At 62.0% G+C, this 25,335-nt stretch carries 26 protein-coding genes; 12 read left to right on the top strand and 14 right to left on the bottom strand.

What is annotated here, in order from left to right:
• Positions 1–4: 4 nt before the first annotated feature.
• Genes NKI18_RS20675 through NKI18_RS20655 form a run of 5 tightly spaced genes read right to left on the bottom strand, consistent with a single transcriptional unit; the run spans position 5 to position 4,418 of the window.
• Positions 5–925 (bottom strand): LysR family transcriptional regulator, encoded by a 921-nt coding sequence (locus NKI18_RS20675; RefSeq protein ID WP_352619283.1) that lies wholly within the window; start codon positions 923–925, stop codon positions 5–7.
• A complete protein-coding gene (locus tag NKI18_RS20670) occupies positions 926–2,728 on the bottom strand; it encodes an adenine deaminase (protein ID WP_352619282.1) in 1,803 nt (600 codons plus the stop codon).
• Positions 2,729–2,764: 36 nt separating this feature from the next.
• Positions 2,765–3,400 carry a glutathione S-transferase family protein gene (locus tag NKI18_RS20665; RefSeq protein ID WP_352619281.1) on the bottom strand — a complete coding sequence of 212 codons (636 nt, stop codon included), beginning with the start codon at positions 3,398–3,400 and terminating at the stop codon, positions 2,765–2,767.
• Positions 3,397–4,092, bottom strand: a complete 696-nt coding sequence (locus tag NKI18_RS20660) for a Rieske 2Fe-2S domain-containing protein (RefSeq protein ID WP_352619280.1) — start codon at positions 4,090–4,092, stop codon at positions 3,397–3,399. Before NKI18_RS20660 ends, NKI18_RS20665 begins: the two co-directional genes overlap by 4 nt.
• Positions 4,093–4,115: 23 nt before the next feature.
• Positions 4,116–4,418, bottom strand: a complete 303-nt coding sequence (locus NKI18_RS20655; protein ID WP_352619279.1) for a hypothetical protein — start codon at positions 4,416–4,418, stop codon at positions 4,116–4,118.
• 223 nt (positions 4,419–4,641) lie between these two features.
• Between NKI18_RS20655 and add the strand changes: the two genes are divergently transcribed.
• From add to guaD, 8 genes are all read left to right on the top strand, one after another.
• Positions 4,642–5,682, top strand: coding sequence for an adenosine deaminase (gene add / locus NKI18_RS20650; protein ID WP_352619278.1), 1,041 nt, complete (start codon positions 4,642–4,644; stop codon positions 5,680–5,682).
• A gap of 27 nt (positions 5,683–5,709) precedes the next feature.
• Positions 5,710–6,831 (top strand): BMP family ABC transporter substrate-binding protein, encoded by a 1,122-nt coding sequence (locus NKI18_RS20645; RefSeq protein WP_352619277.1) that lies wholly within the window; start codon positions 5,710–5,712, stop codon positions 6,829–6,831.
• Between the two features lie 115 nt (positions 6,832–6,946).
• The gene (locus tag NKI18_RS20640; RefSeq protein WP_352619336.1) at positions 6,947–8,551 is read left to right on the top strand and encodes an ABC transporter ATP-binding protein; all 1,605 of its coding nucleotides are present in this window, start codon (positions 6,947–6,949) and stop codon (positions 8,549–8,551) included.
• 2 nt (positions 8,552–8,553) lie between these two features.
• On the top strand, positions 8,554–9,606 hold the full coding sequence (locus NKI18_RS20635; RefSeq protein ID WP_502897577.1) for an ABC transporter permease: 1,053 nt from the start codon (positions 8,554–8,556) through the stop codon (positions 9,604–9,606).
• A gap of 10 nt (positions 9,607–9,616) precedes the next feature.
• Positions 9,617–10,552 carry an ABC transporter permease gene (locus NKI18_RS20630; protein ID WP_352619276.1) on the top strand — a complete coding sequence of 312 codons (936 nt, stop codon included), beginning with the start codon at positions 9,617–9,619 and terminating at the stop codon, positions 10,550–10,552.
• Between the two features lie 7 nt (positions 10,553–10,559).
• Positions 10,560–11,960: an 8-oxoguanine deaminase gene (locus tag NKI18_RS20625; protein WP_352619275.1), complete on the top strand. Its 1,401-nt coding sequence runs from the start codon at positions 10,560–10,562 to the stop codon at positions 11,958–11,960.
• 23 nt (positions 11,961–11,983) lie between these two features.
• Positions 11,984–12,847 carry an aromatic ring-hydroxylating dioxygenase subunit alpha gene (locus NKI18_RS20620; RefSeq protein WP_352619274.1) on the top strand — a complete coding sequence of 288 codons (864 nt, stop codon included), beginning with the start codon at positions 11,984–11,986 and terminating at the stop codon, positions 12,845–12,847.
• 100 nt (positions 12,848–12,947) lie between these two features.
• On the top strand, positions 12,948–14,315 hold the full coding sequence (gene guaD / locus NKI18_RS20615) for a guanine deaminase (protein WP_353020334.1): 1,368 nt from the start codon (positions 12,948–12,950) through the stop codon (positions 14,313–14,315).
• A gap of 77 nt (positions 14,316–14,392) precedes the next feature.
• Here guaD and NKI18_RS20610 read toward each other — a convergent pair whose 3' ends face one another.
• Positions 14,393–15,448, bottom strand: coding sequence for an alpha/beta fold hydrolase (locus tag NKI18_RS20610; RefSeq protein WP_352619273.1), 1,056 nt, complete (start codon positions 15,446–15,448; stop codon positions 14,393–14,395).
• Between the two features lie 338 nt (positions 15,449–15,786).
• Entirely contained in the window at positions 15,787–16,371 is a 585-nt protein-coding gene (locus NKI18_RS20605) for a glutathione binding-like protein (protein WP_352619272.1), read from the bottom strand.
• A gap of 452 nt (positions 16,372–16,823) precedes the next feature.
• On the opposite strand from NKI18_RS20605, the gene petA reads away from it, so the two are divergent.
• From petA to NKI18_RS20585, 4 genes are read left to right on the top strand one after another with little or no spacing between them, the layout of a single operon-like run.
• Positions 16,824–17,300 carry a ubiquinol-cytochrome c reductase iron-sulfur subunit gene (gene petA, locus NKI18_RS20600; RefSeq protein WP_352455798.1) on the top strand — a complete coding sequence of 159 codons (477 nt, stop codon included), beginning with the start codon at positions 16,824–16,826 and terminating at the stop codon, positions 17,298–17,300.
• A 17-nt stretch (positions 17,301–17,317) separates the two neighbouring features.
• Positions 17,318–18,610, top strand: a complete 1,293-nt coding sequence (locus NKI18_RS20595; protein ID WP_352619271.1) for a cytochrome b — start codon at positions 17,318–17,320, stop codon at positions 18,608–18,610.
• A gap of 22 nt (positions 18,611–18,632) precedes the next feature.
• Complete coding sequence (locus NKI18_RS20590; protein ID WP_352619270.1) at positions 18,633–20,150, top strand: mechanosensitive ion channel family protein; 1,518 nt, start codon at positions 18,633–18,635, stop codon at positions 20,148–20,150.
• 26 nt (positions 20,151–20,176) lie between these two features.
• Positions 20,177–21,088: a pirin family protein gene (locus NKI18_RS20585; RefSeq protein ID WP_352619269.1), complete on the top strand. Its 912-nt coding sequence runs from the start codon at positions 20,177–20,179 to the stop codon at positions 21,086–21,088.
• Between the two features lie 67 nt (positions 21,089–21,155).
• Here the strand turns inward: NKI18_RS20585 and NKI18_RS20580 are convergent, their stop codons facing one another.
• From NKI18_RS20580 to NKI18_RS20550, 7 genes are all read right to left on the bottom strand, one after another.
• Complete coding sequence (locus tag NKI18_RS20580; RefSeq protein ID WP_352592508.1) at positions 21,156–21,587, bottom strand: DUF1810 domain-containing protein; 432 nt, start codon at positions 21,585–21,587, stop codon at positions 21,156–21,158.
• Between the two features lie 41 nt (positions 21,588–21,628).
• A complete protein-coding gene (locus NKI18_RS20575) occupies positions 21,629–21,895 on the bottom strand; it encodes a GNAT family N-acetyltransferase (protein ID WP_352619268.1) in 267 nt (88 codons plus the stop codon).
• Positions 21,896–21,965: 70 nt separating this feature from the next.
• Positions 21,966–22,700 carry a sensor histidine kinase gene (locus tag NKI18_RS20570; protein ID WP_352619267.1) on the bottom strand — a complete coding sequence of 245 codons (735 nt, stop codon included), beginning with the start codon at positions 22,698–22,700 and terminating at the stop codon, positions 21,966–21,968.
• A gap of 129 nt (positions 22,701–22,829) precedes the next feature.
• A complete protein-coding gene (locus tag NKI18_RS20565) occupies positions 22,830–23,267 on the bottom strand; it encodes a CBS domain-containing protein (RefSeq protein WP_352619266.1) in 438 nt (145 codons plus the stop codon).
• A 137-nt stretch (positions 23,268–23,404) separates the two neighbouring features.
• Complete coding sequence (locus tag NKI18_RS20560; protein WP_352619265.1) at positions 23,405–23,926, bottom strand: carboxymuconolactone decarboxylase family protein; 522 nt, start codon at positions 23,924–23,926, stop codon at positions 23,405–23,407.
• 266 nt (positions 23,927–24,192) lie between these two features.
• A complete protein-coding gene (locus NKI18_RS20555) occupies positions 24,193–24,840 on the bottom strand; it encodes an HD domain-containing protein (RefSeq protein ID WP_352619264.1) in 648 nt (215 codons plus the stop codon).
• Between the two features lie 51 nt (positions 24,841–24,891).
• Entirely contained in the window at positions 24,892–25,293 is a 402-nt protein-coding gene (locus NKI18_RS20550; protein WP_352449836.1) for a cupin domain-containing protein, read from the bottom strand.
• Positions 25,294–25,335 lie beyond the last annotated feature (42 nt).

Genomic DNA, 25,335 nt, shown 5'->3' with positions numbered 1-25,335 from the left:
ACAACTAATCATGCAACGCCTCGACCATGCGGGCCAGCAGCGCCGCGAATGCGGAGGCCGCATCCGACATTTCGCGTTCAAGTCGGGCGAGCAGCATCAGTCGGTGCGGGTTCATGCGAGAATCGCGCAACGGCACGAAAACGATCGATCCGTCAGCCACTTCCGGTTCGATGCCGAGCTTGGTGCGAAGCACCACGCCGAGGTTGAGGCGCACCATCTCGGTCATCAGTCCGATCGAGTTGGTCCGCGACCGTCGCGTGATGTCGATCATGGAGCGCCCGATCGCATCGTCGATCGAAATGCCCAAAGCAAGGCTGTTGTCCGAGACGATGACCTGTTCGCCGGCAAGATCGAACAGCTTCACTTCCTTGCGGCCGGCAAGGCGGCTGTCCGGATGAGCGACGACGCCGAGCGGCAGAGGCGTGCTCGCGATCTTGCGCACGTTGCGCGGCACGCGCACGTCGAAAGCAAGCGCCAGATCGCATTCGCCGTCGGCAACTGCATCGCAGGCCCGCTGCGACCCGGCGACATGCACATCGACCGAGATCTGCGGGTGGCGTTTCCAGAATTCCTTCAGCGCGTTCGGCACCAGCCCGCGCGCCGCGCTCTCCACGATTGCCACGGACAACGAGCCGCGGTTGAGGCCACTGAGATCATTGATCTCGGACGAGGCGCGCGCCAACTCGGTGATGCTCTGACGCGCGTGGTAGAGCAGAAGCTCGCCTGCGCTGGTCAGTTTCAGTCGCTGGCGCACACGCTCGAAGAGCGGCGTGCCCAGTTCGTCCTCCAGACCCTTGATGACGCGGCTGATGGAGGACGGCGCAACGTTGAGCGCCTGCGCGGTCTGGCGCACCGAGCCCAGCCGCGCAACCAGTTGGAAATAGTGGATGCGCGGTGAGACCAGGCCGAGTCGGAAGGGATCCACTCAGGTGGCCTCGAAGGCCGGGACGATCTCCATTTCCGGCACCAGCACGAGACCCTTGTCGGTGATGCGGATTTCGGGGATCACCGAGAGCGGGATGAGGTTGAAGCCCATATACGGGATGGAGCAGCCGGCCGCCTCCCATTCCCGCTTGAGGACCTTCACCTCCTCCGCGACCTCAGTGACGCGCTTGTCGGACAGGAGCCCGGCGATCGGCAGTTCGACCATGGCGGTCACCTTGCCGTCGACGACGACACAGACGCCGCCTTGCGTTTCCTCGATCGCCCGCAGCGCCACCTGCATGTCGGCCTCGCTGACGCCGGCGATAATGATGTTGTGGCTGTCATGGCCGACGGACGACGCGACGGCGCCGCGCTTGAGCGTGAAATTGCTGAGCAGCCCGTAGGCGACATTGCCGTCCGACTTGCCATGGCGCTCGACAACGGTGACGAAGCACAGGCCGTGGCGGTCGAAATGGTTCTGCCAGTCGTCGGCCGGATGGAGCGTGATCTTCTGGTGGCCGAGCGTGATCCCCGGCAGTTCGGTGCGGATGGTATGCGCCACCACCTTGGCGGTTGGCAGGTCCGGCGTCAGCTTGATCTGCTTCGGCAGCTTCACTGTGTGGTAGGCCGTGTCCGGATAGCGATAGCGGGTCGAGAGGGCCTGGTCGAGCAGCGGCGTGATCTTGCCGTCATCGACAACGAGTTCGCCGCCATACCACGTGCTGACGGGATCAAAGCCGTCGTCGAGCAGCACCAGGTCGGCACGGCGGCCACCACCGAGGCCTCCGATTTCGCCTTCCATTGCAAAGCGCGTCGCGCCATGCAGCGAGCCCATCGACCAGGCCTGCTCCGGCGTCATGCCGGCCTTCATGGCCTCGCGCGTCACCCAGTCAAGGCCGAAGAGCATCAGGTCGTCAGCATCGCGGTCGTCGGTGCAGACCGCGATGCGCTTGTGCGAGGCTCCGAGTTCCGTGATCGTCTTGATCGCTGCGGGCAGGCTGTGCCACGGTGTCGTCGGCGGGCCGCCACGCAGGAACAGCCAGATGCCGGCTTCGAGCATGTCGTCGGCGATCTCGCGGTCGATCGCCTCATGGGTATCGGTCACGCCCGAGGCCGCATAGGCCGACACGAATTCGCGTCCATAGACGTGTCCCGACACCGGGCGGCCGCGTCTCAGCGCCGCAGCGAGGATGGCATGGCTGCGTTCATCGCCCATAGCCACTGGCACGAAATCCATCTTCTCGCCGAGCGCCACGGCTTCCGGCCATTTGTCGAACAATGCGCCGATCTTCTCGGCTGTCAGGTCGCCGCCGGCCGTTTCCAGCAACGACGATGTCGCCGGGACGGTGCTCGGTACCGTCAGGAAAATGGACAACGGCGCCAGGCGCGCGTCCTCCAGCATCGCCTCGACGCCAGCAACGTCCATGACGTTGCCGATCTCGTGGCTGTCGCAGAAGAGGGTCGTGGTGCCATTGAGCAGCGCCGCCTCGGCATAGGCGCAGGCCGTCACCATCGAGGATTCGATGTGGATGTGCGGATCGACCAGGCCGGGGGCGACGATGCCGCCCCTGGCGTCATATATCCTGGCGCTGCCGCCCTTATAAGTGCCGGCCGGCTTCACGGCGGCGATCCGCCCTCCCGACAACCAGATCTCGCGGCCTGGAAGAATGCGCTCCGAATAGGTCGACAACACGCGTGCGCCGGCAATGACCAGATCTGGATCGGCTCGCCCGGAAGCAACACCGGCCAGTCGCCGGGTCATGGACGAGAGCGGCTGGACGGAAAAGCGCGTGAGAGAGGTCATTCTGTTGCTAGCCTCGTTCTCGTCGAATGTTGGGTGTCAATGGTAATCGGGGATGCCCGGCATGGTCGTGAAGCCGGGAAGCGCGCGGAAGCGACGCACCCAGCGGCGCAGCGCCGGATACTCGTCATGGTCGACGCCGAAATCGCGGCTCAGCGCAAACGCCGGAAAAAGCGCGATGTCGGCGATGGTCGGGCGGTCCGCAGCGAACCATTCTTTGTTCTCGAAACCCCGCGCGGTCATGTGGTCGGCCATGGCACGGAGCGCTTGCGCGGCACCGGTACGCAACGCAGCCTCGTCGCCGGCGGCACCGAACATGGCATGGCGGCGCGCGGCGCCGGCAACGCCGAGATCGCCGGCAGCAAAGAAAAGCCACTGCATCACCTTGGCGAAATCCGCACCATCCGCCGGCAGCCATGCACCCGTTGAATCGTGGCTGCGCGCCAGATGGGCGATGATGGACTCGGCGCCGAACATCGTCATCTCGTCGTCGCGGAGAATGGGCAGGCTGCCCGCCGGGTTCATGGCCAGGAATGGCGGCGTCTTCTGCTCCGCCCCCGGAAATGCATCGACTGCAACGGTCTGCCATTCCAGGCCGAGCATGGAAAGCGCCAGCCGCACCTTATAGCAGTTTTCGTCCAGCTCGTAGTTGTAGAGCGTGATCCTCGCCATCATGCGGCCCACGTCGTCGAGGTCGCGCCGGTACGCCCGGTCTCGAGATGATGACGCAGCTCGCTCGTCCAAGCGAAGAAATGCTCCTGCCCCTTGCCGGCATACTTGGCTGCCGGTCCGTCAATCACGACGTGCAGGGCCGATCGTTTGTCGGTCAGTTCCTGCAGGCCAAGAAGCAGCGTGTGTTCGCCGACCGTCAGGCTGAACACCATCCCGCTCAGCGCCTTCAGATCAGCGAGCCCGGATCCGCGGGAGAAGGGCCTGGGCGGCATGGCCCTCACGACATCGATCACCATTGCGGCGGGACTGTCGAGATACAGGCTGCGGACCGGCACCACCTCCTCTGGCAAGGCAGGCAGTTCGGGCAATGCTGCTGCCGGATCCAGTGCCGTCCAGACCATTCCAGCCGCCTCGGCCGTGCTGTAGACGGACACGGTAATGGACGCCGGCACCCTGAGATCGGGGTGGGCCGGAATGTATCGGCACTGGCCGGCCGTGTCGTACTGCCAGCCGTGATAAAGGCAGGCGATATGGTCGCCGCGGACAAAACCGAAGCTCAGCTTCATGCCGCGATGCGGGCAGCGATCCTCCCACACATGCGCTGCGCCACTGTTGTCGCGCCACACCACCAGTTCGTTTCCGCCAAGGCGGATTCCGGCCGAACTGCCCGGCTCGATCGATCCCGACAGCGCCACTGGGTGCCATCCAGCCTGTATCGTCATCCTGCGTCTTCCTCTCTGGAATATCCCCGAATTTCGGCCCGTTCGCAGTCCATCACCAGACAGTCGATTGGTCCCAGGCTACATGCCATCTCGAAGGCATCGATGAGATCGGGCTGGCCCGAAACCTGGACGACAAAAAAATCGTCCGCGGCTTCGTGCACCAGCAGATCGAGATTGAGCCGAGCGGCACGCCTGTCGGCGAACTCGCTAAAGCTCGACAACACCAGTTGGCCGACGAAGCGCAGGCGCGTTGCTTGAGACGGAGGCGCAAGGTTCTGCGCTTCCAGTAGGTGCTTCATGCCTATATTTCTCCCGGCCTGCACATTTTTTAAGCAGTTTTAGAATGTGTCTAGTTAGGCATCATTTTTTGGCTTGTGCAAGCCCCGTTTCCCTGACATCTGTTGCGTATCAGGTGATCGGACAGTTGGAAAAAGCCGCGATTATCGAACAACTCGGCAGCCGTCCGTCGCCCAAGAAAACCAGGTGCGGCTTGGGATTGCCGGTCCGGGCGGGTGAGCGTCGATGTCGTTGTCAAGTTTCATTCAGCTTATACCCAAGGTCGAGTTGCACTTGCACCTCGAGGGTGCCGTCTCCACAGAGACATTCGCCGAGCTGGCGGCGCTGAACGCGGTGTCGCTGCCGGACGGCAGACCGACATCGGAGCTCTACAGCTACGGCAACCTGCTGGATTTCCTGAAGATTTACGATCTGGTTTGCGCCTCGATCAGGACTGCGGACGATTTCTCTCGCATCACCTTCGAGGCACTGGAGCGCTGTGCGAAGTCCGGCGCACGCTACGTCGAGCTGTTCTTCAGCCCGCATGCGCATCTTGCCCACGGCGTGGCCTATTCGACTATGCTCGAAGGCATTCTCGACGGCTTTCACCGCGCAAAGGAGCGCTATGGGCTTATAGCAAAGCTGATACCGGCGCATGCAAAGCCGCTCGGCGCGGCCGGTGGGGAGCGCTTCCTGGACATGGTTCTGGCCGAGCGCCCGGCAGAGGTAATCGGCATCGGCTTCGATTACGACGAACGCCCGAACCCACCGCCGATGTTTGCGCGCATCGTCGAGCGAGCGCGGGCGGCCGGGCTCAATGTCACCAACCATGCGGGCGAGGACGGCCCGGCGGGCTACGTCCGCGATACCGTCGACGTCCTCGGCCTGAGACGGATCGACCACGGCTACCACGTGGTCGACGACCCGGCGCTGATGGAACAGTGCAGGGAAATGGGCATCGTCTTCACCTGCTGTCCGAGCACGACGCTGGCCACCACTGTCTGGCGCGACCTTTCCGCGCCCGACCACGCGATCCGCCGCATGATCGAGGCCGGGCTTACCGTGACGATCCACTCCGACGATCCGCCCATGTTCGCCACGACGCTCGACCGCGAATACGCGCTGATCGCGGAGAATTTCGCGCTCGGGCCGCCGGCACTGAAGCGGATCGCGCTGGCTGGCCTGTCCGCCGCATGGCTCGACGACGACATTCAGCAGGCATGGCTGGCCGACTGGTCGGCAGAAATCGACCGCCTCTTGGAAACCGAACTGTCTCTCCCGAACTGAGCACAACACGGAACAAAGGACCGACGCATGATCGACCTGCGCAATCTCTCCCGCCGAGGCTTCCTCAACATGGGCGCCGCGGCCGGCGCCTCGCTGCTTCTGCCGAAATCCGGCCTTATCACGCCCGCCCATGCACAGACGCCGCTCGCCGCCGTCGCCGAGGAAAACGCGGTCATCGCCTTCGGCCACACCGGTCCGGTGACCGATGAAGGCTGGACCTGGAGCCACGACCAGGGCATGAAGGCCGTGCAGGAAGCGTTCCCGAAGCTGAAGACGCTGTTCGTCGAAAGCATCCCCTATTCGGCCGACGCGACCCGCACCTTCCGCCAGTTCGTCTCGGAAGGTGCCAACATGGTGTTTGCCACCTCCAACTATGGCGACTTCCTCTACGACGTGGCCAAGCGTTCGCCGGACGTCGCCTTCTATGAATGCGATGGCCGCAACCCGCTCGAAAATCTCTCGACCTATTACCTTGCCCACTGGTACCCGACCTACGTCACCGGTGTCGCCGCGGGCCTGATGAGCAAGAGCGGCAAGCTCGGCTACGTCGCCTCCTTCCCTGTTCCGTCGGTCTTTTCCGGCACCAACGCCTTCCTGATGGGCGCCCGTTCGGTCAATCCCAACGCCACGGTGCAGACCATCGTCATCAACTCGTGGTTCGATCCGCAGGCTGCCACCCAGGCCGGCACCGCACTCATCGACAACGGCGCCGACCTTCTGTTCGGCATCATGGACGAAGCAGGCTATCTGCAGGTGGCCGAGCAGCGCGGCGCGAAGGCCGTCATGTGGAATACCGACATCCGCCGCTACGGGCCGAAGGCCTACGTCTCCTCGATCGCCATCGACTTCAAGAAATTCTATGTCGACCAGGTGCGCCTGCGCCTCGAAGGCAAGTGGACGCCCTCGCAGACCATCCTGCCGATGGGCGGCGGTATCGACCGCGATGCCTGGGGCGAGACGGTGCCCCCCGAGGTCGCAAAGCAGGCCGATGCCGTGCGCGACAAGATTCTCGGCGGCTGGAGCCCGTTCGAGGGCGAGATCAAGGACACCAAGGGCAACGTCAAGGTGGCTGCCGGCCAACGCATGACCGAAGAGGAACTCTACAACTGGGATTGGTCGATCGAAGGCGTCAGCGGCCTCCCAGCGTGATCCCGAAAGATTGCAGAGTTTTCGGATAGATTATGCGGCAGAAGGCAAAGAGCTAAGCGGGATGAATGATTTTGTTCCAGTTCATCATGCTTCGAGCGAGCACCGCTACGGCGGCATGGAGGTGCCGTCCACCTCCCCGGGGCGTTACGAGCCTGGCTCCGGCGCGCCGCCGCTCGTGCTGCTCAAGGGCATCAGCAAATATTTCCCCGGCGTCGTTGCCAACCAGGATGTCGACCTGGACGTGATGCCGGGGGAGATCCACGCCTTGCTCGGCGAGAATGGCGCCGGCAAGTCGACCTTGATGAACATCCTCACCGGCATCTATCAGCCGGATGCCGGTGAGATCGTCGTCGACGGCTATGCCAAACGTTTCGCATCTCCAGTCGATGCGATCTCCGCCGGTATTGGTATGGTCCACCAGCATTTCAAGCTGGTGACCGCCTTCACGGTCGCCGAGAATATTCATCTCGGCTGGTCCGAAACGCCCAAGCGTATTGGCTCGTCGGTGCTCGAGGCGCGGACTGCCGCACTGGCCGAGAAGCTGAACCTCGCGGTACGGCCATCCGCACGCGTCGCCGATCTTTCGACCGGCGAGCAGCAGCGCGTGGAAATCCTACGCGTGCTCGCGCGCAACGCTCGCGTTCTGATCCTCGACGAGCCGACTGCCGTGCTTACTCCGGCGGAAGCGCGCGAGCTCTTCAAGGCGCTCAAGCAGTTCGTGTCCCGGGGCAATGCGGTGGTCTTCATCAGCCACAAGCTCGACGAGGTCCTGGAGATATCCGACCGCATCACCGTGCTGCGCGGCGGCCGCAAGGTGGCCACCGAAAAGACTGCGGACTGCGGCGAGAAGATGCTGGCGCGCCTGATGGTTGGCCGTGAGATCGTGCTTAGCAATCTGCGTGCCAGGCAGCCAGGCGCGGCCGGCATCTCCGCCGAGCCGGTGCTCAGCCTCAAATCTGTCGTCGCGCGTGACGACGCGGGCGGCATCCTTCTCGACGAGGTTTCGCTCGACATCCATGCCGGCGAGATTCTCGGCATCGCCGGTGTGGCCGGCAACGGCCAGAAGGAGCTGACCCAGGCCGTCACCGGCTTACGGCTGATCCATTCCGGCCAGATACTGCTCGGCGGAAAGGACGTCACGACCGCCGGCGCGGTCGATTACGCGAAGTTCGGCGTCGGCCACATTCCCGAAGACCGGCTGCACAGCGGCCTGGCGCCGGCGCTTTCAATCACCGACAACGCCATAATCCGCGAATATGCGTCGGCGCCTGTTTCAAAGGGCTTCGCGTTCCGACCGCGCCTTGCGGCTGCTCTCGCGCGCACGATCGCCGAAGCGGCATCCGTTGCGGTGCCCGATTTCGGCATGCCCATGCGCAACCTTTCCGGCGGTAATCAGCAGCGCCTCGTCGCACGCCGCGAGATGCGCATCGCAAGCAAGGTTCTGATCGCCGCCTATCCGAGCCGCGGCCTCGATGTCGGAGCGATCAACACGATGATGCACTACCTCGTCGAATTGCGCGATGCCGGCGTCGGTGTGCTCTTCATTTCCGAGGAGCTGGAAGAGCTGTTCAACCTGTCGGATCGCATCGCCGTGATGTTCCATGGCAGAATCATGGGCGCGGTGGAGACTGCCTCCACCGACATCGAGGAAATCGGCCTGATGATGGGCGGGCAGATGCGGTCCAGTGCTGGCGCCCAGGCCGCTGCCGGGAAGCACTGACCTTGGCGATCAAGCTTCAGCGCGTTCCATCCGCGCAGCCCTCCGTTGCCTTTGCGGCACGTGCCCTGGCGATCGTGCTGGCGCTGGGGGTCGCCGGCCTGGTTCTGGCCGCTCGCGGCAATGCTCCCGTCGAACTCGCCTGGGAGGTGCTCAGCTCGACTTTTGGCTCGAGCTTCGGGCTGGAAGACGTCGGACTTCTGGTCACTCCCCTGATCCTGACCGGCCTGTCGGTCTGGGTAGCACTGAGAATCGGCGCCTGGAACATCGGCGCGGAGGGCCAATTCTATGCCGGCGCCTTCAGCGCCACGGCGGTCGCGCTGTTCATTCCCGGCCCGACCTGGCTGATCCTGCCTGTTATGTTCACCGCTGGCGCGCTCGGCGGGCTGCTCTGGATACTGGTGCCGACGCTGGCGCGCGCCTACGCCGATGTCAGCGAACTCATCACCACCCTGCTTCTGAATTTCGTGGCGACGCTGATGGTTTATTACGTCGCTACCGGCCCATGGCTCGACCCGAGCGGCCATGCGCTCGCGACCACCGCACGTCTGCCGCATGACGTGCCTGAATTCTGGGGTATCGTGCACTACGGTTTCCCGCTGGCGATCCTGCTCACCTTTGTCATCGCAGGACTGCTCAACTACACGCGCTGGGGCTACGAGGTAAGGATCGCTGGGTCGAATCCAAGCGCGGCGCTTTATGCGGGCATGCCGTTCCGCCGCCGCCTGATCGTCGTCCTGCTGATGTCGGGAGCGATCGCCGGTATCGCCGGTATGCTGGAAGTAGCTGGCACGGTGCATCGCCTGCAGGGCGGCATCTCCAACAATTTCGGCTATCTCGGCATCATGGTCGCGGTGCTGGCGCGCGGTTCCTCACTTGGCGTGCTCGCAGGCGCGGCTTTGATGGGCGTCATCCTGAATTCGGGCATCATCCTGCAGACGCAAGGCATCACCGTCTCGGCCGTGCTCGCCATCACCGGACTGATCCTGTTCTTCACGGCGATCGGCAACGAACTCGCTCACTACCGCATCACGCGGACCGAACCGGCCGCGAGCTGAGGAAACACCCATGGACATGATCGCCGGACTGATCCAGACCTCCATTCTCGCCGGCGGCGTGCTGGCGCTGGCGGCGCTGGGCGAGACGCTCTCCGAGCGCGCCGGCGTCGTCAATCTCGGCGTCGAAGGGCTTATGGCACTCGGTGCAATCACTGGCATCGCGGTCGTCGTCGCCACGCCGCACCCTATGCTCGGCTTCGTCCTTGCGCTTGCCGTCGGTTTCCTCGTTGGCTGCGTCTTCGCTCTTGGCACCGTCGTCGTCAAAGCGAACCAGGTGTTGTGCGGCCTGGCGCTGACGCTGATGGGCACCGGCATGGCCGCAACGGTCGGTCGCGCCTATTCCGGCATGCCGGCGCCGGCGACCTTCGCGCCGATCGCTATTCCCTATCTTAGCGACATCCCGCTGCTCGGTCGCGCGATCTTCACGCAGAACATCCTTGTCTACCTGATCTACATCGTCCTGCCGGTTGTGCTGCACTACATCATGTTCCGCACGCGCCACGGGCTGAACATGCGCGCGGTGGGCGAAAACCCCGCGGCAGCCGACGCCGCCGGCATTTCGGTGCAAAGCATCCGCTTCTGGTATGTCGCCGCGGGCTCGGCGCTGGCGGCCGGCGCCGGCGCTTACCTCACGCTTGCCTTCGTTCCCTCCTGGTCGGAAGGCGTCGTGGCCGGCCGCGGCTGGATTGCCGTCTCTCTCGTCATCTTCGCAGGCTACCGGCCCCTCAACGCCGTGCTGGCGGCTCTGCTGTTCGGTCTTATCACCTCTCTCGGCTTCGTCGGCCAAGCACGCAACTGGCCGATCGCGGCGCCGATCCTGTCGATGCTGCCCTATCTCGGCACGATCGCCCTGATCATCGTGCCGGTGCTTGCCTGGCAGCGCATGCGCCGGGTAATGGCCGCGCCAGCTGCTCTCGGCGAACCCTATTTCCGCGACATGCGTTGAGACCATCATGCCCCGCCTGCTTGTCAAGAACATCGATCTGCTCGCCACCTTCGATGGTACGCGCCGCGAGATTTCCGACGGCGCCTTGTTGATCGACGACAACGTCATCGAAGCGGTCGGCACCACCGCGGAACTCAGTGCCTCCAGTGCCGACGAGGTGCTCGACCTATCGGGCCATGTGGTCATGCCGGGCATGGTGAACACGCATCATCATATGTACCAGAACCTCACCCGTGTGATGGCTCAGAACGACGAGCTGCTTGTCTGGCTGAAGACGCTCTATCCGATCTGGGCCGAGCTCGACGACGATGCGATAGGCGTCTCGGCGCGCGTAGCGATGGCCGAGCTCATCCATTCGGGCTGCACGACCAGCTCCGATCACCTCTACATCTTGCCCAACAACTGCACGCTCGACGCGACGATCGGTGCGGCCCGCGATATCGGTCTGCGTTTCCACGCTGCGCGTGGAGCCATGTCGCGCGGCGAAAGCCAGGGCGGCCTGCCGCCGGACCGCTGCGTCGAAAAGGAAGAGGATATCCTGAAGGATGCCGAACGGCTGATCGGCGGCTATCACGACGCGTCGCGGCATTCGATGAGCCGAATCATCCTGGCTCCTTGCTCGCCGTTCTCGGTGACTCCGGAATTGATGCGCGATGCGGCATCGCTGGCGCGCAGCCACAAGGGCGTGAACCTGCATTCGCACCTTGCCGAAGAGCTTTTCGAGGAGAAGTACTGCCTCGAAATCTATGGCAAGCGGCCGGTCGAGTTCGCCGAATCCGTCGGCTGGCTCGGTGACGACGTCTGGTTCGCCCACTCGATTTTCATGACCAGCGACGAGATCGACCGCTTCGCCGAAACCGGCACCGGGGTCGCCCATTGCCCGTCGGCTAACATGCGCTGCGGCCAGGGCATCGCGAAGATCCGCGAGATGCTCGACAAGGGCGTGAAGGTCGGCCTTGGCGTCGACGGCTCGGCCTCGAACGACACGTCGAACCTGTTCATGGAAGCGCGGCTGGCGCTGATGCTTCAGCGTGTCGCGCCGCACCACTACCTCTCCGAAAAGCCCGGCGGCCGCGGCGGTTTCGGCGGCACGCCGACGGCGCTGTCCGCGCGCGAGGCCCTCGAAATGGCGACGCGCGGCGGCGCTGCCCTGCTCGGTCGCAATGACATCGGCCATCTCGCGCCCGGCATGTGCGCCGACTTCATCGCGGTCAAACGCAGCCAACTCGGCCTTTCCGGGACCGAGCGCGACCCGCTCGCCGCGCTGGTGCTTTGCGGACCCTTCAAGGTCGACTATTCCTACATCAACGGCCGGCAGATTATCGCGAGAGGCGACTTCGCCTCTTTCGATGTCGAGGCGGCAATAGCCGACCACCGGGCTGTGATGGACCGCATCTATCGGCAGTGAGATAGCACAGGAAGGACGCAACAATGACCATTAAGCGAGCTGCGGAGCAGGCGGCCCTCGATCAATGGTATTGCATTGACGCGCTGAACGAGATTCCGGTCGGCACGATGGCGAACCGGCTTCTGGGCACCGATCTGTTGGTAGTCCGCGATACGGCAGGCGCGGTCAATGTGTCGCGTGCCGGCGACGGCAGCCAAGTCCCGGCCAGGGAACGCTACGGCTATCTATGGATCACGCTCGGCATGCCGGCCGGCGATGTGCCGTCGATCCCGGAGGCCTATGAGGACGACCGCCGGCCTGTCGTTTGCGGAGCGATCGCGGTAAAGGCGTCCGGCCTGCGCATCGTCGAGAATTTCCTCGACATGGCGCATTTCCCCTTCGTCCATACCGACATATTGGGCGCCGAGCCGCACACGGAAGTGCGGCATTACACAACCGAAATCCGCCGCGACGTGGATGAGGTGTGGGCGACCAACTGCGAATTCTTCCAGCCGCAGGCGGCACTCTCGGCGACCGGTGGCATCATGACCCAATACATGTACCGGGTCGCCAATCCTTTCGCGGTGATGCTCTACAAGACCTGCCCCAACTCGGCTACCCGGTGGGACGTGATCTGTCTGTTCGTGCAGCCCCTCGATCCGGACCGCTGCCGCGCGCACCCCGTCATGTTCCTGATCGACGACGTATCGACCACGACCGAACTGGTGCAGTTCCAGCAGCTCATCTTCCTGCAGGACCGCATCATCCTGGAGAACCAGCGGCCACTTCTTTTGCCGCTCGAGCCGCGCGCGGAAATCCCGACGCGGGCCGACGGCTCGTCGATCGCCTATCGCCGCTGGCTGAAGGAGAAGGGCATCACCTACGGCACGACGGCGCAAGCCGCATGAGCGGCAACCCTTCCGGTATTGTCATCGGCATCGACGGACAGGCAATCGCGCTCTGGCGCTTCGCGACGGCAGTGCGTAGCTGTTCTTCGGCGGAGGACAGGTGAGCGACCTGAGCGGCAAGACGCTTCTGGCCAGCGGCTTTCACGCTCCGGAGCGCGGGCTCGTGGAAGAGTTGCGCCATGCCCTGATCGCAATCGATCAATCAGGCATCATCGCCTCGGTGCTGCATCCGCATGATGCCGGCTATGACGAGGCGCTGGAGGCCGCGCGCCGAACCGGTTCGCTGGCGACCTTGCCGGCGCAGAGTTATCTGCTGCCCGGCTTCGTCGATCTTCACGTGCACGCGCCACAATATCCGCAGCTCGGCCGGGCTCTGGACGTGCCGCTCGAGGCCTGGCTCCACAAACACACGTTTCCCCTGGAGGCGCGCTACGCCGATCTCGCCTTCGCGCGGCGCAGCTACGGCCTGCTGGTCGACGACCTGATCGCTAACGGCACGACCACAGCGCTCTACTTCGCAACCATCCACCAGGACGCGACAAAGCTGCTCGTCGACATTTGCCTCGAACGCGGGCAACGTGCGCTGGTCGGCAAAGTGGCGATGGACAATCCCGACGAGTGCCCGGCCTATTATCGCGATACCTCGGCGGACGCGGCCATCGATGGCACGCGCGCTCTGATCGACTACGTGCATGGGAATCCAGACAATGCCACGGGACGGGTAAAGCCGGTCATTACGCCGCGCTTCATCCCCTCCTGTACCGACGCCGCCCTCGAAGGGCTCGGCACGCTTGCGCAGGAATGCGGCTGCCATGTGCAGACGCATTGCTCGGAGAGCGACTGGGCGCATGGCTACGTGCTGCAGCGCCACGGGATCAGCGACACGTCTAGCCTTGATCGCTTTGGCCTGCTGCGCACCGGCAGCGTGCTCGCGCACGCCAATTTCATTACGCTTGCCGACATGGAGATGATCCGCGTGCGCAAGGCGGCCGTGGCGCACTGCGCCGTCTCCAACGCCTATTTCGCAGGCGCCGTGTTCCCATTGAGGGCGGCCCTCGAGAAGGGTGTCAAGGTCGGGCTCGGCACCGACATTTCCGGGGGACCGAGCGCCTCGATGTTCGATGCGATGCGCGCGACGGTCATGTCGTCGCGCATGCTGGAAACCGGCACCGACCCGGCGCTAGCGGCCGAGACGCGCGGCACGGCCGGAACAGCACGCGTCGACTTTCGCGAGTCCTTCCACTTGGCGACGGCAGGCGGTGGCGCGGCACTCGGCTTGCCTGTGGGGCGATTCTCGCCTGGCTACCATTTCGATGCGATCCTGGTCGACACCGCCGCGCCCAGAGGCACAATTCACCTGTGGGACGAACTCGACGACGGCGACGGCATCCTTCAGAAGATCGTCTACTCCGCTTCCAGGGCCAACATCGCGTCGGTCTGGGTCGGCGGGAGAGCTGTTCTCGCCTAAGCGGACGGGAGGCTGTGCCGAGAACCAGGAATCTTCCCGTGTTATTCCTTACGGTCGGGGCACGTCATGGATTTTGATCAGTATTCGCCGACGTCGATGACAGCCTGGGCAAAGGCTTGCGGGGCTTCTTGAGGCAAGTTGTGGCCGATACCGCCGGTGATGATCCGGTGCGTGTATCTGCCCGAGAATTTCTTGGCGTAGGAACTGCTGTCGGGATGGGGTGCGCCATTGGCATCACCCTCAAGGGTAATGGTCGGCACTGTGATCACGGGAGCTTCGGCCAGCCGGTTTTCCAGACCGTCATATTCCGGCTCGCCCTGTGCCAGGCCGAGCCTCCAGCGGTAATTGTGAATGACGATGCTGACGTGATCCGGGTTGTCCAGGGCTGCGGCGCTGCGCTGGAAGATTTCATCGTCGAAATTCCACTGCGGCGAAGCGAGTTGCCAGATGAGTTTGGCGAAATCGCGCGTGTATTTCTCGTAGCCGGCGCGGCCGCGATCCGTGGCGAAGTAATACTGATACCACCATTGGCGCTCCGTCTCCGGTGGCAGCGGCACCATGCCGACCTGCTGATTTCCGATGAGATAGCCGCTCACCGAGACGATCGCCTTGCAACGCTCGGGCCAGAGCGCCGCAACGACATTGGCCGTTCGGGCGCCCCAGTCGCAGCCGGCGATCGTGGCCTTTTCGATCCCCAGCGCATCCATCAGGGCGATCGCATCCGCGGCGAGCGCCGACTGCTGGCCATTGCGCATCGTCTCGTCCGACAGCAATCGCGTGGTGCCGTAGCCGCGCAGGTAGGGCACAATCACGCGGTACCCCTTTGCGGCAAGCAGAGGAGCGGCGCCGGTGTAGGTGTGAATGTCATAGGGCCAGCCATGAAGCAGGATCACTGGAGCACCTTCGGCAGGCCCCAGCTCCGCATATCCGACGCTCAGTTTTCCGGCATTGACCTGTCTGAGCGAGCAGAATGATTCCGGCCTGGCTTGCGTCGCGGACGCCCTCGCCTCGACCATCCAAGTGGCTGCCGGCGCGCTCAAGCCGAGTTCGGTGGCGGCGAACGTCATTGCTGTCGCACCGACAATGCGCCGGCGGCGATAATCGACCGTCTCGGGAGCCTTACTCGCATTCATGATGAAGCCTCTATGATGACCAACAAGCGGGAACAACTAGACCGGCCGCCGCATCGGCCAACAGGAAACATTGCGCTTATTTCGACGGTGACTGCGGCGAATCCAGGATTGTAACCACTCGGCCAGGAGGCAGTGGGGCGAGCTCTGACTGAATGTCGGTCAGGTCAAGCGTTTCCTCGATTTCCCTCCTCAGAAATTCGAGACTTAGGCCGTCCCCGCGCTTGGAACCGGCTGGATGTAGCATCCGCAGGAACGGCAGCATGAGAATGACTCCTGATCTTCTGTTTGGGCGAGAGGACATGTTGCATCTGATCTTATGCTCGAAGTCGCCCTCGGCTTCAGACGAGGCCCTCGCGATCCATTGCGATGCGCACGGCCGGTCGGGCAGCCATTCGGACGCGAAGGGCTTGCAAACGCGCGGGAAGAGGGACGTGGAAGCGGGCCGCCCAAAGCAGCATCACGAAAAGATAAAAATCCGCGACGCTGGGTTTGTCGCCGAACAGATAGTCGGTCTCGAGCCCGTCAGCGAAGAACTCGAGTTGGCTCGTAATCGTCGCGCTCGCCCTGGCCTTTTCGGCATCGCTGCTTTGGTGCCACATCGGCTTGAAGCTTCGGTGTATTTCAGTTGAGACGTAGGTCAGCGCTTCGAGAAGGCGGGTACGGCCCAACGGCCCCGCCACTCCCAGTGGCGGGTATTGCGACGCAATCCAGTCGAGGACGGCGATATTTTCCGTCAGCGTTTCGCCGCTATCCAGCACGAGGGCTGGAACATAGCCCTTGCGCGTGACGGTAGTGAAATCATCCCCGGAGCCTGTCCGTTTGGTCTTGAGGTTCACACTTTCGCGCTCGAAGGAAACACCGGCCTCTTCCAGAGCGATGTGGTCCGCCAGGCTGCAGGCGAGAGGGCTGTAGTAGAGTTTCACCGCTTTTCCCTTTTCTGAACCCGATTGAATCGCGCTGGTCGTCGCCGGGCGGAAAACCGGCCACGCGAGACAACCGCTCCAAGAACTCGCACTTGGCGGGGACGACGACTACGACACCGACAGCTAGACGTGCCTATGCCGAGGTATGGTCGGGGTTAAGTTCGGGATCGCCGTGCGCAATGCCGGGGCGTATGCCAGCTCAGTGGTCAACGGTTATCTGGAGGAATCCAGAACCTTCCATGATGGCATCGCCAGGCCAGCCAGTCCTTCGCTCAGGAAATCCTAAACGAAAGTATTGGACGCACGTGCCGTTGGCACGATGGCTCACATCCGGCCACGGCCGGCATATTCCGCGCGGCATGAGCAGACTGGAAACGCGAAAGCCATGGTCTGCTTTTGCTCGATTGCCACCCAACGCGATGACGCAGCTTCCGACAATAGGAGTCGCCATCATGGCCGACCTTTCCGAAACCTCCACAGCCGAGCACACATTGCGCGTCGAGGCGCCCGCCGCGATCGAGGTCGACGTCTCCTCGTTGACGCCGGGAACGTCGCTGATCGTCGACTGGCACGGCAAGCCGGTGGTCGTGCGCAACCGCACCGAAAAAGAGAGGAAGGACGCCGAGGCGGTCAGTCTCGCCGAGCTCAAGGATCCAATTGCCCGCAACGCCAACCTGCCGGCCGATGCGCCGGCAACCGACGCCAACCGGACCACGCCGGGCAAGGAAGCCTGGGTGGTGATGATCCAGGTCTGCACCCATCTCGGCTGCATCCCGCTCGGCCAGGAAGGCGATTTCGGCGGCTGGTTCTGCCCCTGCCATGGTTCGCAATACGACACCGCCGGCCGCATCCGGAAGGGACCGGCGCCCGAGAACATGGCGGTGCCGGTGTTTCAATTCGTTTCCGACACCAAGATCCGTATCGGCTGAGGCAAGGGATATTTTCCATGAGCGAGGGACACTCGACCTATACGCCCAAGACCGGCATCGGACGCTGGTTCGATTCGCGCATGCCGCTGCCGCGGCTGGTCTATGACAGCTTCATTGTCTATCCGGTGCCGCGCAACCTGAACTATGCCTATACGTTCGGCGGCATTCTCACGATCATGCTGGTTTCACAGATCCTGACCGGCATCGTGCTGGCGATGCATTACGCTCCTGATACGGGGCTGGCCTTCAATTCAGTCGAGGAGATCATGCGCGACGTGAATTCGGGCTGGCTGCTGCGCTATCTCCATTCCAACGGCGCGTCGTTCTTCTTCATTGCCGTCTACATCCACATCTGCCGCGGACTCTACTATGGTTCGTACAAGGCGCCGCGTGAACTGCTGTGGGTGCTCGGTTGCACCAATCTCCTGCTGATGATGGCGACGGCCTTCATGGGTTACGTGCTGCCCTGGGGCCAGATGAGCTTCTGGGGTGCCACCGTCATCACCGGCTTCTTCACCGCCATCCCGCTGGTCGGCGACTGGCTCCAGCAGCTTTTGCTCGGCGGCTTCGCGGTCGACAATCCGACGCTGAACCGCTTCTTTGCGCTGCATTACCTGCTGCCATTTGTGCTTGCGGGCGTGGTGACCTTGCACATCTGGGCGCTTCACGTCGTCGGCCAGAACAATCCGACCGGCATCGAGGTCAAATCGAAAACCGATGTCGTGGACTTCACGCCCTATGCCACCGTCAAAGACGCCTTCGGCATACTCGTGTTCCTGTTCTTCTTCGCCTATTTCGTCTTCTACCTGCCGAACTATCTCGGCCATCCCGACAATAACAGCATCGCCAATCCGCTGAAGACACCGGCCCACATCGTGCCGGAATGGTACTTCCTGCCGTTCTACGCGATCCTGCGCGCCATCACCTTCAATATCGGGCCGATCGATTCCAAGCTCGGCGGCGTGCTCGCGATGTTCGGCTCGATCGCCGTGCTGTTCCTGGTGCCGTGGCTCGACACCTCGAAGGTGCGCTCGGCGGTCTACCGGCCCTGGTACAGGGTGCTCTTCTGGCTGTTCGTTGCCAATGCCCTCTTTCTCGGCTGGCTCGGCTCCCGGCCGGCGGAAGGCGCATACGTCGTCATGTCCCAACTAGCGACGCTTTACTATTTTGCGTTCTTCATCATCGCGATGCCGGTGCTCGGGCTGATCGAAAAGCCGCGACGGCTGCCGAATTCGATCACCGAAGCAGTTCTCGAAAAAGACAAGGCCAGCGGCAGAGGCCCGATCGCTGGGCCGGAGACCAAACGTTGAACTGGCATGGCGGTGATCGTTCATGAACTGGTGGAACTCTCCTCTGGTCTACATCGTGTTGCTCGGCCTTGCCGGGATCGTCGTTTGGTCCCTCATCCCCAGACGCTTCGCCAATGCGAAGCTGGTCGTCCAACTCGGCTTTTTCCTCGCGATGTCGGCCATGGTTCTCGACCTGCGCGTCGTGCCATACGAGACCGCAGGGGACAACGAGACAACCGGAGGAGCGATCCTCATCGGCTCGGTCAAGCTGCTCTGGTGGGTTCACCTTGCCTGGGCGCTAATCGGATTTGTCCGTATCTATCTCGTCTTCGAGCGAAAGCCGCGCGAGGCACGTCTCCTGCAGGACGTCGTGGTCGGTGTCGTCTACGCTGGAATGTTCCTGTCGATCCTGGCGTTTGTCTTTGCAGTGCCGGTCGGAACGCTCATTGCCACGTCGGGCGTCTTTGCCATCATCCTGGGACTGGCGCTCCAGAATACGCTTGGTGACGTATTTTCGGCGATCGCGCTTAACCTCGGCCGCCCTTACGTGCTTGGAAACTGGATCATTCTGGGCGACGGAACCGAAGGCCGCGTTGTCGAGACCAATTGGCGGTCGACCCAACTTCTGACCCCGACACACAATGTCGTGGCGCTGCCAAATAGCCTTCTCGCCAAGATCGGGGTAACAAATCTAAGCGGTCCGGACGAGAGCCATGGACTTGCCGTAACCGTCAAGGTGGCGCCAACGAAGACGCCGGCGATCATCGTAGACCTCATGCGCACTGTCTTGCTGAGCTGCAATTCAATCCTCCAGGAGCCTTCGCCTTCGGTCACCATCAGAAGCCTGGATGCCGCAGCTATCGAGATCGAGTTGTTTTTTCGCATCGCAAGTATCGACCAGCGAAGTGCCGCTCGGAACGAAATCTTCGATCTCATTTATCGCCATTCAAAGTCGACCGGCATGCTGCTGGCGGAGCCATTTTCGGGCTCGATTGCCATGACCAACCGGCCGGGCCACGAGACGGCGGCCTCCCAAGGCTTCACCCCGATCGAACTCATCAATTCCATACCGGTATTCTCGGCGCTAACGGATACCGAGCAGGAGTCGCTCGCCAAAGCGGCCTCGGTTCGCACCTACCATAAGGGCGAAATCATCGCACGACAGGGAGAGATGCTGCCGTCGCTCATGATCGTACGGACGGGAGTCATCGTCCGGCAAATTGGCGAGGGCGATGATCAACTGCAGGAGATCGGCCGGCTTGCACCTGGCGATTTCTTCGGCGAGACCGGCTTGCTCGCGGGCATTGGCGAGATGTCAAGTTTGCGGGCAATGACCCCCATCACGGTTTGCGAGATAGACCAGGAAAGCTTTGCGCCGCTGCTGCACGACAGGCCCGAAATGGCCGAAGATCTTGCCGCGACCCTGTCGATGAGGGTGTCGGCTTTTAATGAAAGCGGCATCGCCGAACAGCACCACGCGAACTCCAAATTCGCGCTCCTCAAAGCCATTCAGACAGTCTTTCGCGCCGCTCCGTTCAAGCGCGTTCGAGCACCTGGCTGATAAGGCATGCAGAAGGGCAGAGATCCATGACCATCCGCCAAAGCGATATCACAGGCATCGATACACTCATCCAGCCGGCTATCCGTGATTTTGCGGACGGACTGAAGATAAGGCGCGTATTGCCGTCCTCGAATCGCCTGATGATCGGGCCCTTCATCCTGTTCGACCATTTCGGCCCCGCTATGTTCGACGCAGGTCACGGTTTCGATATGGGACCGCCTCCGCATATCGGCGTTGCGGCCGTGACCTACCTGATCGATGGCGAGATCGTCCATTGCGACAATTTGGGTAAAGTGCAGACCATCCGTCCTGGCCAGGTCAACTGGATGACGGCCGGGTCGGGCATCGTCCATTCCGAGCGCACGCCACCGGAAGTCCGGGCGTTGGCAAGCAATCTCTTCGGCGCTCAGGCTTGGATCGCCCTCCCCTCCCGCTATGAAGAAATTGCCGCCGACGTCGCACATTTTGGCGCTCCCGAAATACCGAGGATCTGTGCCGACGGCGTCGAGTTTACGTTGATCGCCGGCGCGTCCGACGGGTTGGTCTCGCCGGTAAGGACGTTCTCCGACATGGTCTATGCCGAAATTGTGCTCACGAGCGGTGCGCGCTACCAGGTGAAACCCGAACACCGTGAGCGTGCGATCTACATCGTCGCCGGTGAGGTTGGAATTGTCGGCCAGCTCGGTACGTTTCATGAGGCCGAATTAGTAGCTCTGGCGCCCGGCGCTGAGATTGTGCTCCAGGTGCCTGCCTTCCATGCGGCGAGACTGATGCTGATAGGAGGTGAGCCCCTGGCCGAGCCACGTCATATCTTTTGGAACTTCGTCTCCTCTTCAGCCGAACGGATCGAGCAGGCAAAGGCGGATTGGCGCGAACGCCGCTTCCCCGGCGTGCCGGGAGAGCACGAGCTCATGCCTCTGCCAGATGGCAGCGTGTGAGGGATAAGGCAGCGGATGGTGACCTCAGCGCCGCGACAGCTTTACGCCAGGTGGCGCAGGCAGACCACTACGACATCAAGTAGAGATCGTTCATCGTTTCCTCATCGAGCAAACCGTCGAACCAGACGTCGAAGATTGTCTCGAGCAGGAACTCGTCATTGCTTGCTTCGGAAAACAGCGTGAGGGACGCGTGCAACTTCTTCGCATCAACGTCACCGAAGACAGCGCGAGCGCTTAGGCCGGAGAGCCGCTGCAGGGTGCCAACGCATTCCCGATAACGGCCTCCTAGGATCGGAAATGACAGATAGGCGCTGGCTTCGTCGAGCGATGTGATTGCATATGGCTCAGGCGCAGTACCGCTTCGCCTGGTGGCCAACCTTGGGAAGATGAACTCCATATAGGGAGTGCACATCATCCCTCGACGTAGAATGGCCAGCGCGTCGTCGTAGACCGGATCCTGTGCGCTGACGAACCTCTGCAAATCATACTCGTCAGGCATTTGGATATATCCTTGGGAAACCCTCAACATTGGTGCCCTGACTAGCCGTCGACGACATCTGCATAGTCCGGGTGCTTGGCGAAAAAGCGGCTCATGAAGGGACATTTCAAGATCGCTTTACGGCCGGTTTTGCGGAGCAGTTCGAAGGTCCCTTGGGCCAATCGCGACGCGATCCCTTGTCCGGAAAATTCCGACGGGACTTCGGTGTGAATCAGCGCGACCTTCCCGCCCTCGAGCCGATAAGTAGGCCGCCGCAAACATATCGCCGGCGATCGGCAGTTCGAAACGGTGCTGTTGGACGTCTTCAACGACTTGTGCATCCATCTCTATCTCTCGATTGTATGTCACGTCTGTCACCGGAGGGAGATTGGCCGGCCGCTATCGCACCGCAGGCAACCGCAGAGTGACGGTCGTGCCTGCCCCAAGTGTGCTCTGAATATCGATGCTTCCGCCTGACTGCTCGGCAAAGCGCTTCACCATCGGCAGACCGACGCCGCCGAGGCCTTCGCTTTTGGTGGTGAAGAACGGATCGAAGGCGCAGACCATCGTCTCGCTGGTCATCCCGATACCGTTGTCCGCGACACGGATATCTACCTGACCGGCGGTAGAGCTTTCAGAGGCCAAACCGGCATCGATCGAGATGAAACCGCCGTCAGGCATTGCATCGCGCGCGTTGAACAGAAGATTCAGAACCGCATTTTGCAACCCAAAGCGATCGCATCTCACCAAAGGCAGGTCGGACCCAACCCGAAGCTCAAGACCGAAATTGGCATCCAAGGCGCTCCGCACGAGGGATTCGATCTCAGCCAGGCAAGCACCTACGTTTGTGCATTCGATTTCCGCGTGGCTCTCTCGGGCCAGGCTGATGGTTTGCCGGACAAGGCCGCCAGCCCGTTCCAAAGCCGTTTTGGCGCCGGCAATTACAGGCCCAAGCGCCGGAGTCGCTTGGATGCTCGGATCGCGGGCCAGATGGTTCAACGCCGACGAGGCGACCTGAATGAGATTGCCCAGGTCATGGACGATGCCGGCCGTCGACATTTGCACGGACATACCACTTCCAGGACCATCGGGCGGGCCGTCGAAGACATCTTCTTTTATGTCCGGACAAAACATTTCATGCCCCCGCTTGGCTCAGTCGGCACCTATTTTCTTCAATACGCTATAATCTATGGCATTTATTGTCAATTATATCTAAGAAGACGCCGATACATACTTCTGTATATCCGAACGAGAGACCATGCTCTATTGATAGCCAATCCCGCTGATGTAGTTGGCAAGCAGCCGTTCCTGCAGTTCCTCTTGTTTGAAGAGCGCCTTCATCGCATCACGGATATCGAGGACGCCTAGCGGTTTCGAGTCAGCCCCGAGCACCGGCACATTCTGCAGGCCTTGCGCGGCCATGGTCTGCCAGACTGAATGAAGGTCGTCATCGGGACCACAGGACACGATGGACGTGCTCATCAATGCCGCAATCGGCGCTTCTGTTGGCCCTGAATTCGCCAGATGGCGGACAAGGTCGGACTTGCTCAGCACGCCTGCCGCCTCCCCACTGCCGTGGCACACCACGACCAGGCCTATTGCGGGCCTGGAAAGTGAGAGTGCCGCACTGCGGAGTGGAGCGTCGACATCGACCACCATGAGACGGGCCGATATTACTGGATGCAGACTGTCAATTCGCATGACGCCCTCCTGAGAGCGCCTCGCGGCCGCGGCCGGGAGGCTGAGATCGGTTCCAGTGTTGGTCGCCGAGCTCGGCGCCTTCGCCCGGCCGGTCAGAATGGCGCACAAACAAGCGCCATTCTGACCCATTCCAAAGATTAGCTCAGTGCTGCTTTGCTCAGGCCAAACTTCGCATCGCCCGAGCCCGGGACGGGTTTGAAGCCGATATTCAGACGGTTCCAAGAGTTGACCGCCATGACACCGAAGGTCAGATCGGAGATTTCCTTCTCGGAAAGCTGCGACCTGACCCGATCGTAGATCTCGTCCGGGACACCCTGCTCGGGCAGCTTGGTCAAGACTTCCGTCCATGCCAAGGCTGCGCGCTCGCGAGGAACGAACAAGGTCGAATCCCGCCAGGCTGCCAGGTGGTAAAGGCGCAGTTCGCGCTCGCCATGGATCTTCGCCTGTTTGACGTGCATATCGAGGCAGAAGGTGCACCCGTTCAGCTGCGCGGCTCGGATTGCAACAAGGTCGCGGATCGGTTCTTCGATCGACCCCTCTCGCGTCGCACCAAGAAATTCAATAAATTTCTTCAGAAGTTCCGGCGACTGCTCCGCATAACTCGCGCGTTGGGCGACGGCTTTTCCTTTCGGAGCGACCGGTGACGCTGCAATATTCATTACTTATCTCCTTGAGGTGTTTGCAATCCATTGCAGCGTAAGGATGACCGGTGAGACGAACTGTTGCTATCGTGCCGATGATATGTATTGCCACTCGATTGGGTTGTGGCGCCTAAACCGAAGTATAGGAGGTGGAAATTGGCACCTGACCGCTGCCCTCGGCAATTCGCTTTGGCGCAGGCATGCGACGGGCGCACAGCGTTTGGGTCACTTGAAGGGCGAGGCTGAACCGACCGGTGTCGATAGAACCTGGATCGAAAATGCGTTCACTCTTCGAAGGGAGCGTTCATCACAAGATCAACTGCCGAAGTCGCCTTGTAGCCTGAAACAAAGCGCTCGCCGAAGTCCCGGGCAAAGTTGTCGTAGGTGGTTTCGGGCCTGATCTCGGCGATATGGCAAAAGCATCGCGTCATCCGCCGCTTCATCCCGAGGCGCGGAAATTCGCCAACGATCTTTGCAATCTCGGCTGACGAAACGAGGCTGTATTGCAAGCCGACGACATCGAGGCAGATGCCGGCTGTGCACAGCGCCACCTCAGCCTCCTTGTAGAGGCCGATCGACGGCGTCGAGTTGAGGGCGACGCTGTCCCAGATCAATTGGGCGCGCCGCTCGTCGAAGCCGCCCTCCCGAACGAAGGTGCGGGCAAGATCGGCGCCTTCCACTTCGAAACGGCGCGGCCCGGCGAAGTCCTCATTGAGCGTGACGTCATGCAACAGGGTTGCAACGGCAACAATCTCCGCGTCGTGCTGGATATTCTGAATCTGTCCGATCCGGGCCGCGAAAAGCCAGGATCGGACAACGTGGTTGAACAGGTAGGGTTCACATCGCTGGCGGGCATGTTCGATCGCTCGGCCAACAAGCGGAGTATCGGGGACCAAAATCCCCGCAAGTGTGCGGATGGCGATCGAATTCATGTCACTGACCGTCCCTTCGCGTACGCCCCGATGGTCCCGGGGGCTACGATTTCATTTCGCATTCGTCGTCAGTTCCGTCTCGCTGGTGTCGACGACGAAAATAGCAAGCAGACGAGCGCCTTCCGTCTTGCTGGCGTTTTCGCTGACGGCATGACGGTCGCCAGGGAATTCCGAGAAACTCTCGCCGGCGCGATAAGTCTTCACCGGCCCGTCGTTGACCTGGCTTCGGATCGCCCCCTCCAGGACCGTGGCATAGATGAACGCGGATTTGGGATGGGTATGGGCCGGCGACGTACCCCCAGGCGCGTACTCGACGAGCACGGCTTTCATGCTCTTGCCGGGCACGTTTGGAAGAGCCTGGTCGTATACAAGCTTCACGCTGGCGGCGTCATTGGCCATTGCTGCGGTGACGGAAGCGGAGGTGAGCGCGGCGCAGAGAAGTGTTTTGATCATGTCTGGTCTCCTTGTTGTGCGAATGGCGGGCCTATCCGATGA

This window comes from Mesorhizobium sp. M0800 (assembly GCF_040320095.1).
Classification (GTDB): domain Bacteria; phylum Pseudomonadota; class Alphaproteobacteria; order Rhizobiales; family Rhizobiaceae; genus Mesorhizobium.
The sequence above is the reverse complement of the archived record's forward strand: the minus strand, read 5'-3'. Positions and strand labels throughout refer to the sequence as shown.

Coding starts and splice junctions, on each gene's coding strand:
- NKI18_RS20670 (WP_352619282.1), bottom strand. CDS start 2,728: ATGACCTCTCTCACGCGCTTTTCCGTCCAGCCGCTCTCGTCCATGACC.
- NKI18_RS20665 (WP_352619281.1), bottom strand. CDS start 3,400: ATGATGGCGAGGATCACGCTCTACAACTACGAGCTGGACGAAAACTGC.
- NKI18_RS20655 (WP_352619279.1), bottom strand. CDS start 4,418: ATGAAGCACCTACTGGAAGCGCAGAACCTTGCGCCTCCGTCTCAAGCA.
- add (WP_352619278.1), top strand. CDS start 4,642: ATGTCGTTGTCAAGTTTCATTCAGCTTATACCCAAGGTCGAGTTGCAC.
- NKI18_RS20645 (WP_352619277.1), top strand. CDS start 5,710: ATGATCGACCTGCGCAATCTCTCCCGCCGAGGCTTCCTCAACATGGGC.
- NKI18_RS20640 (WP_352619336.1), top strand. CDS start 6,947: ATGGAGGTGCCGTCCACCTCCCCGGGGCGTTACGAGCCTGGCTCCGGC.
- NKI18_RS20630 (WP_352619276.1), top strand. CDS start 9,617: ATGGACATGATCGCCGGACTGATCCAGACCTCCATTCTCGCCGGCGGC.
- NKI18_RS20625 (WP_352619275.1), top strand. CDS start 10,560: ATGCCCCGCCTGCTTGTCAAGAACATCGATCTGCTCGCCACCTTCGAT.
- NKI18_RS20620 (WP_352619274.1), top strand. CDS start 11,984: ATGACCATTAAGCGAGCTGCGGAGCAGGCGGCCCTCGATCAATGGTAT.
- NKI18_RS20610 (WP_352619273.1), bottom strand. CDS start 15,448: ATGAATGCGAGTAAGGCTCCCGAGACGGTCGATTATCGCCGCCGGCGC.
- petA (WP_352455798.1), top strand. CDS start 16,824: ATGGCCGACCTTTCCGAAACCTCCACAGCCGAGCACACATTGCGCGTC.
- NKI18_RS20595 (WP_352619271.1), top strand. CDS start 17,318: ATGAGCGAGGGACACTCGACCTATACGCCCAAGACCGGCATCGGACGC.
- NKI18_RS20590 (WP_352619270.1), top strand. CDS start 18,633: ATGAACTGGTGGAACTCTCCTCTGGTCTACATCGTGTTGCTCGGCCTT.
- NKI18_RS20585 (WP_352619269.1), top strand. CDS start 20,177: ATGACCATCCGCCAAAGCGATATCACAGGCATCGATACACTCATCCAG.
- NKI18_RS20580 (WP_352592508.1), bottom strand. CDS start 21,587: ATGCCTGACGAGTATGATTTGCAGAGGTTCGTCAGCGCACAGGATCCG.
- NKI18_RS20570 (WP_352619267.1), bottom strand. CDS start 22,700: ATGTTTTGTCCGGACATAAAAGAAGATGTCTTCGACGGCCCGCCCGAT.
- NKI18_RS20565 (WP_352619266.1), bottom strand. CDS start 23,267: ATGCGAATTGACAGTCTGCATCCAGTAATATCGGCCCGTCTCATGGTG.
- NKI18_RS20560 (WP_352619265.1), bottom strand. CDS start 23,926: ATGAATATTGCAGCGTCACCGGTCGCTCCGAAAGGAAAAGCCGTCGCC.
- NKI18_RS20555 (WP_352619264.1), bottom strand. CDS start 24,840: ATGAATTCGATCGCCATCCGCACACTTGCGGGGATTTTGGTCCCCGAT.
- NKI18_RS20550 (WP_352449836.1), bottom strand. CDS start 25,293: ATGATCAAAACACTTCTCTGCGCCGCGCTCACCTCCGCTTCCGTCACC.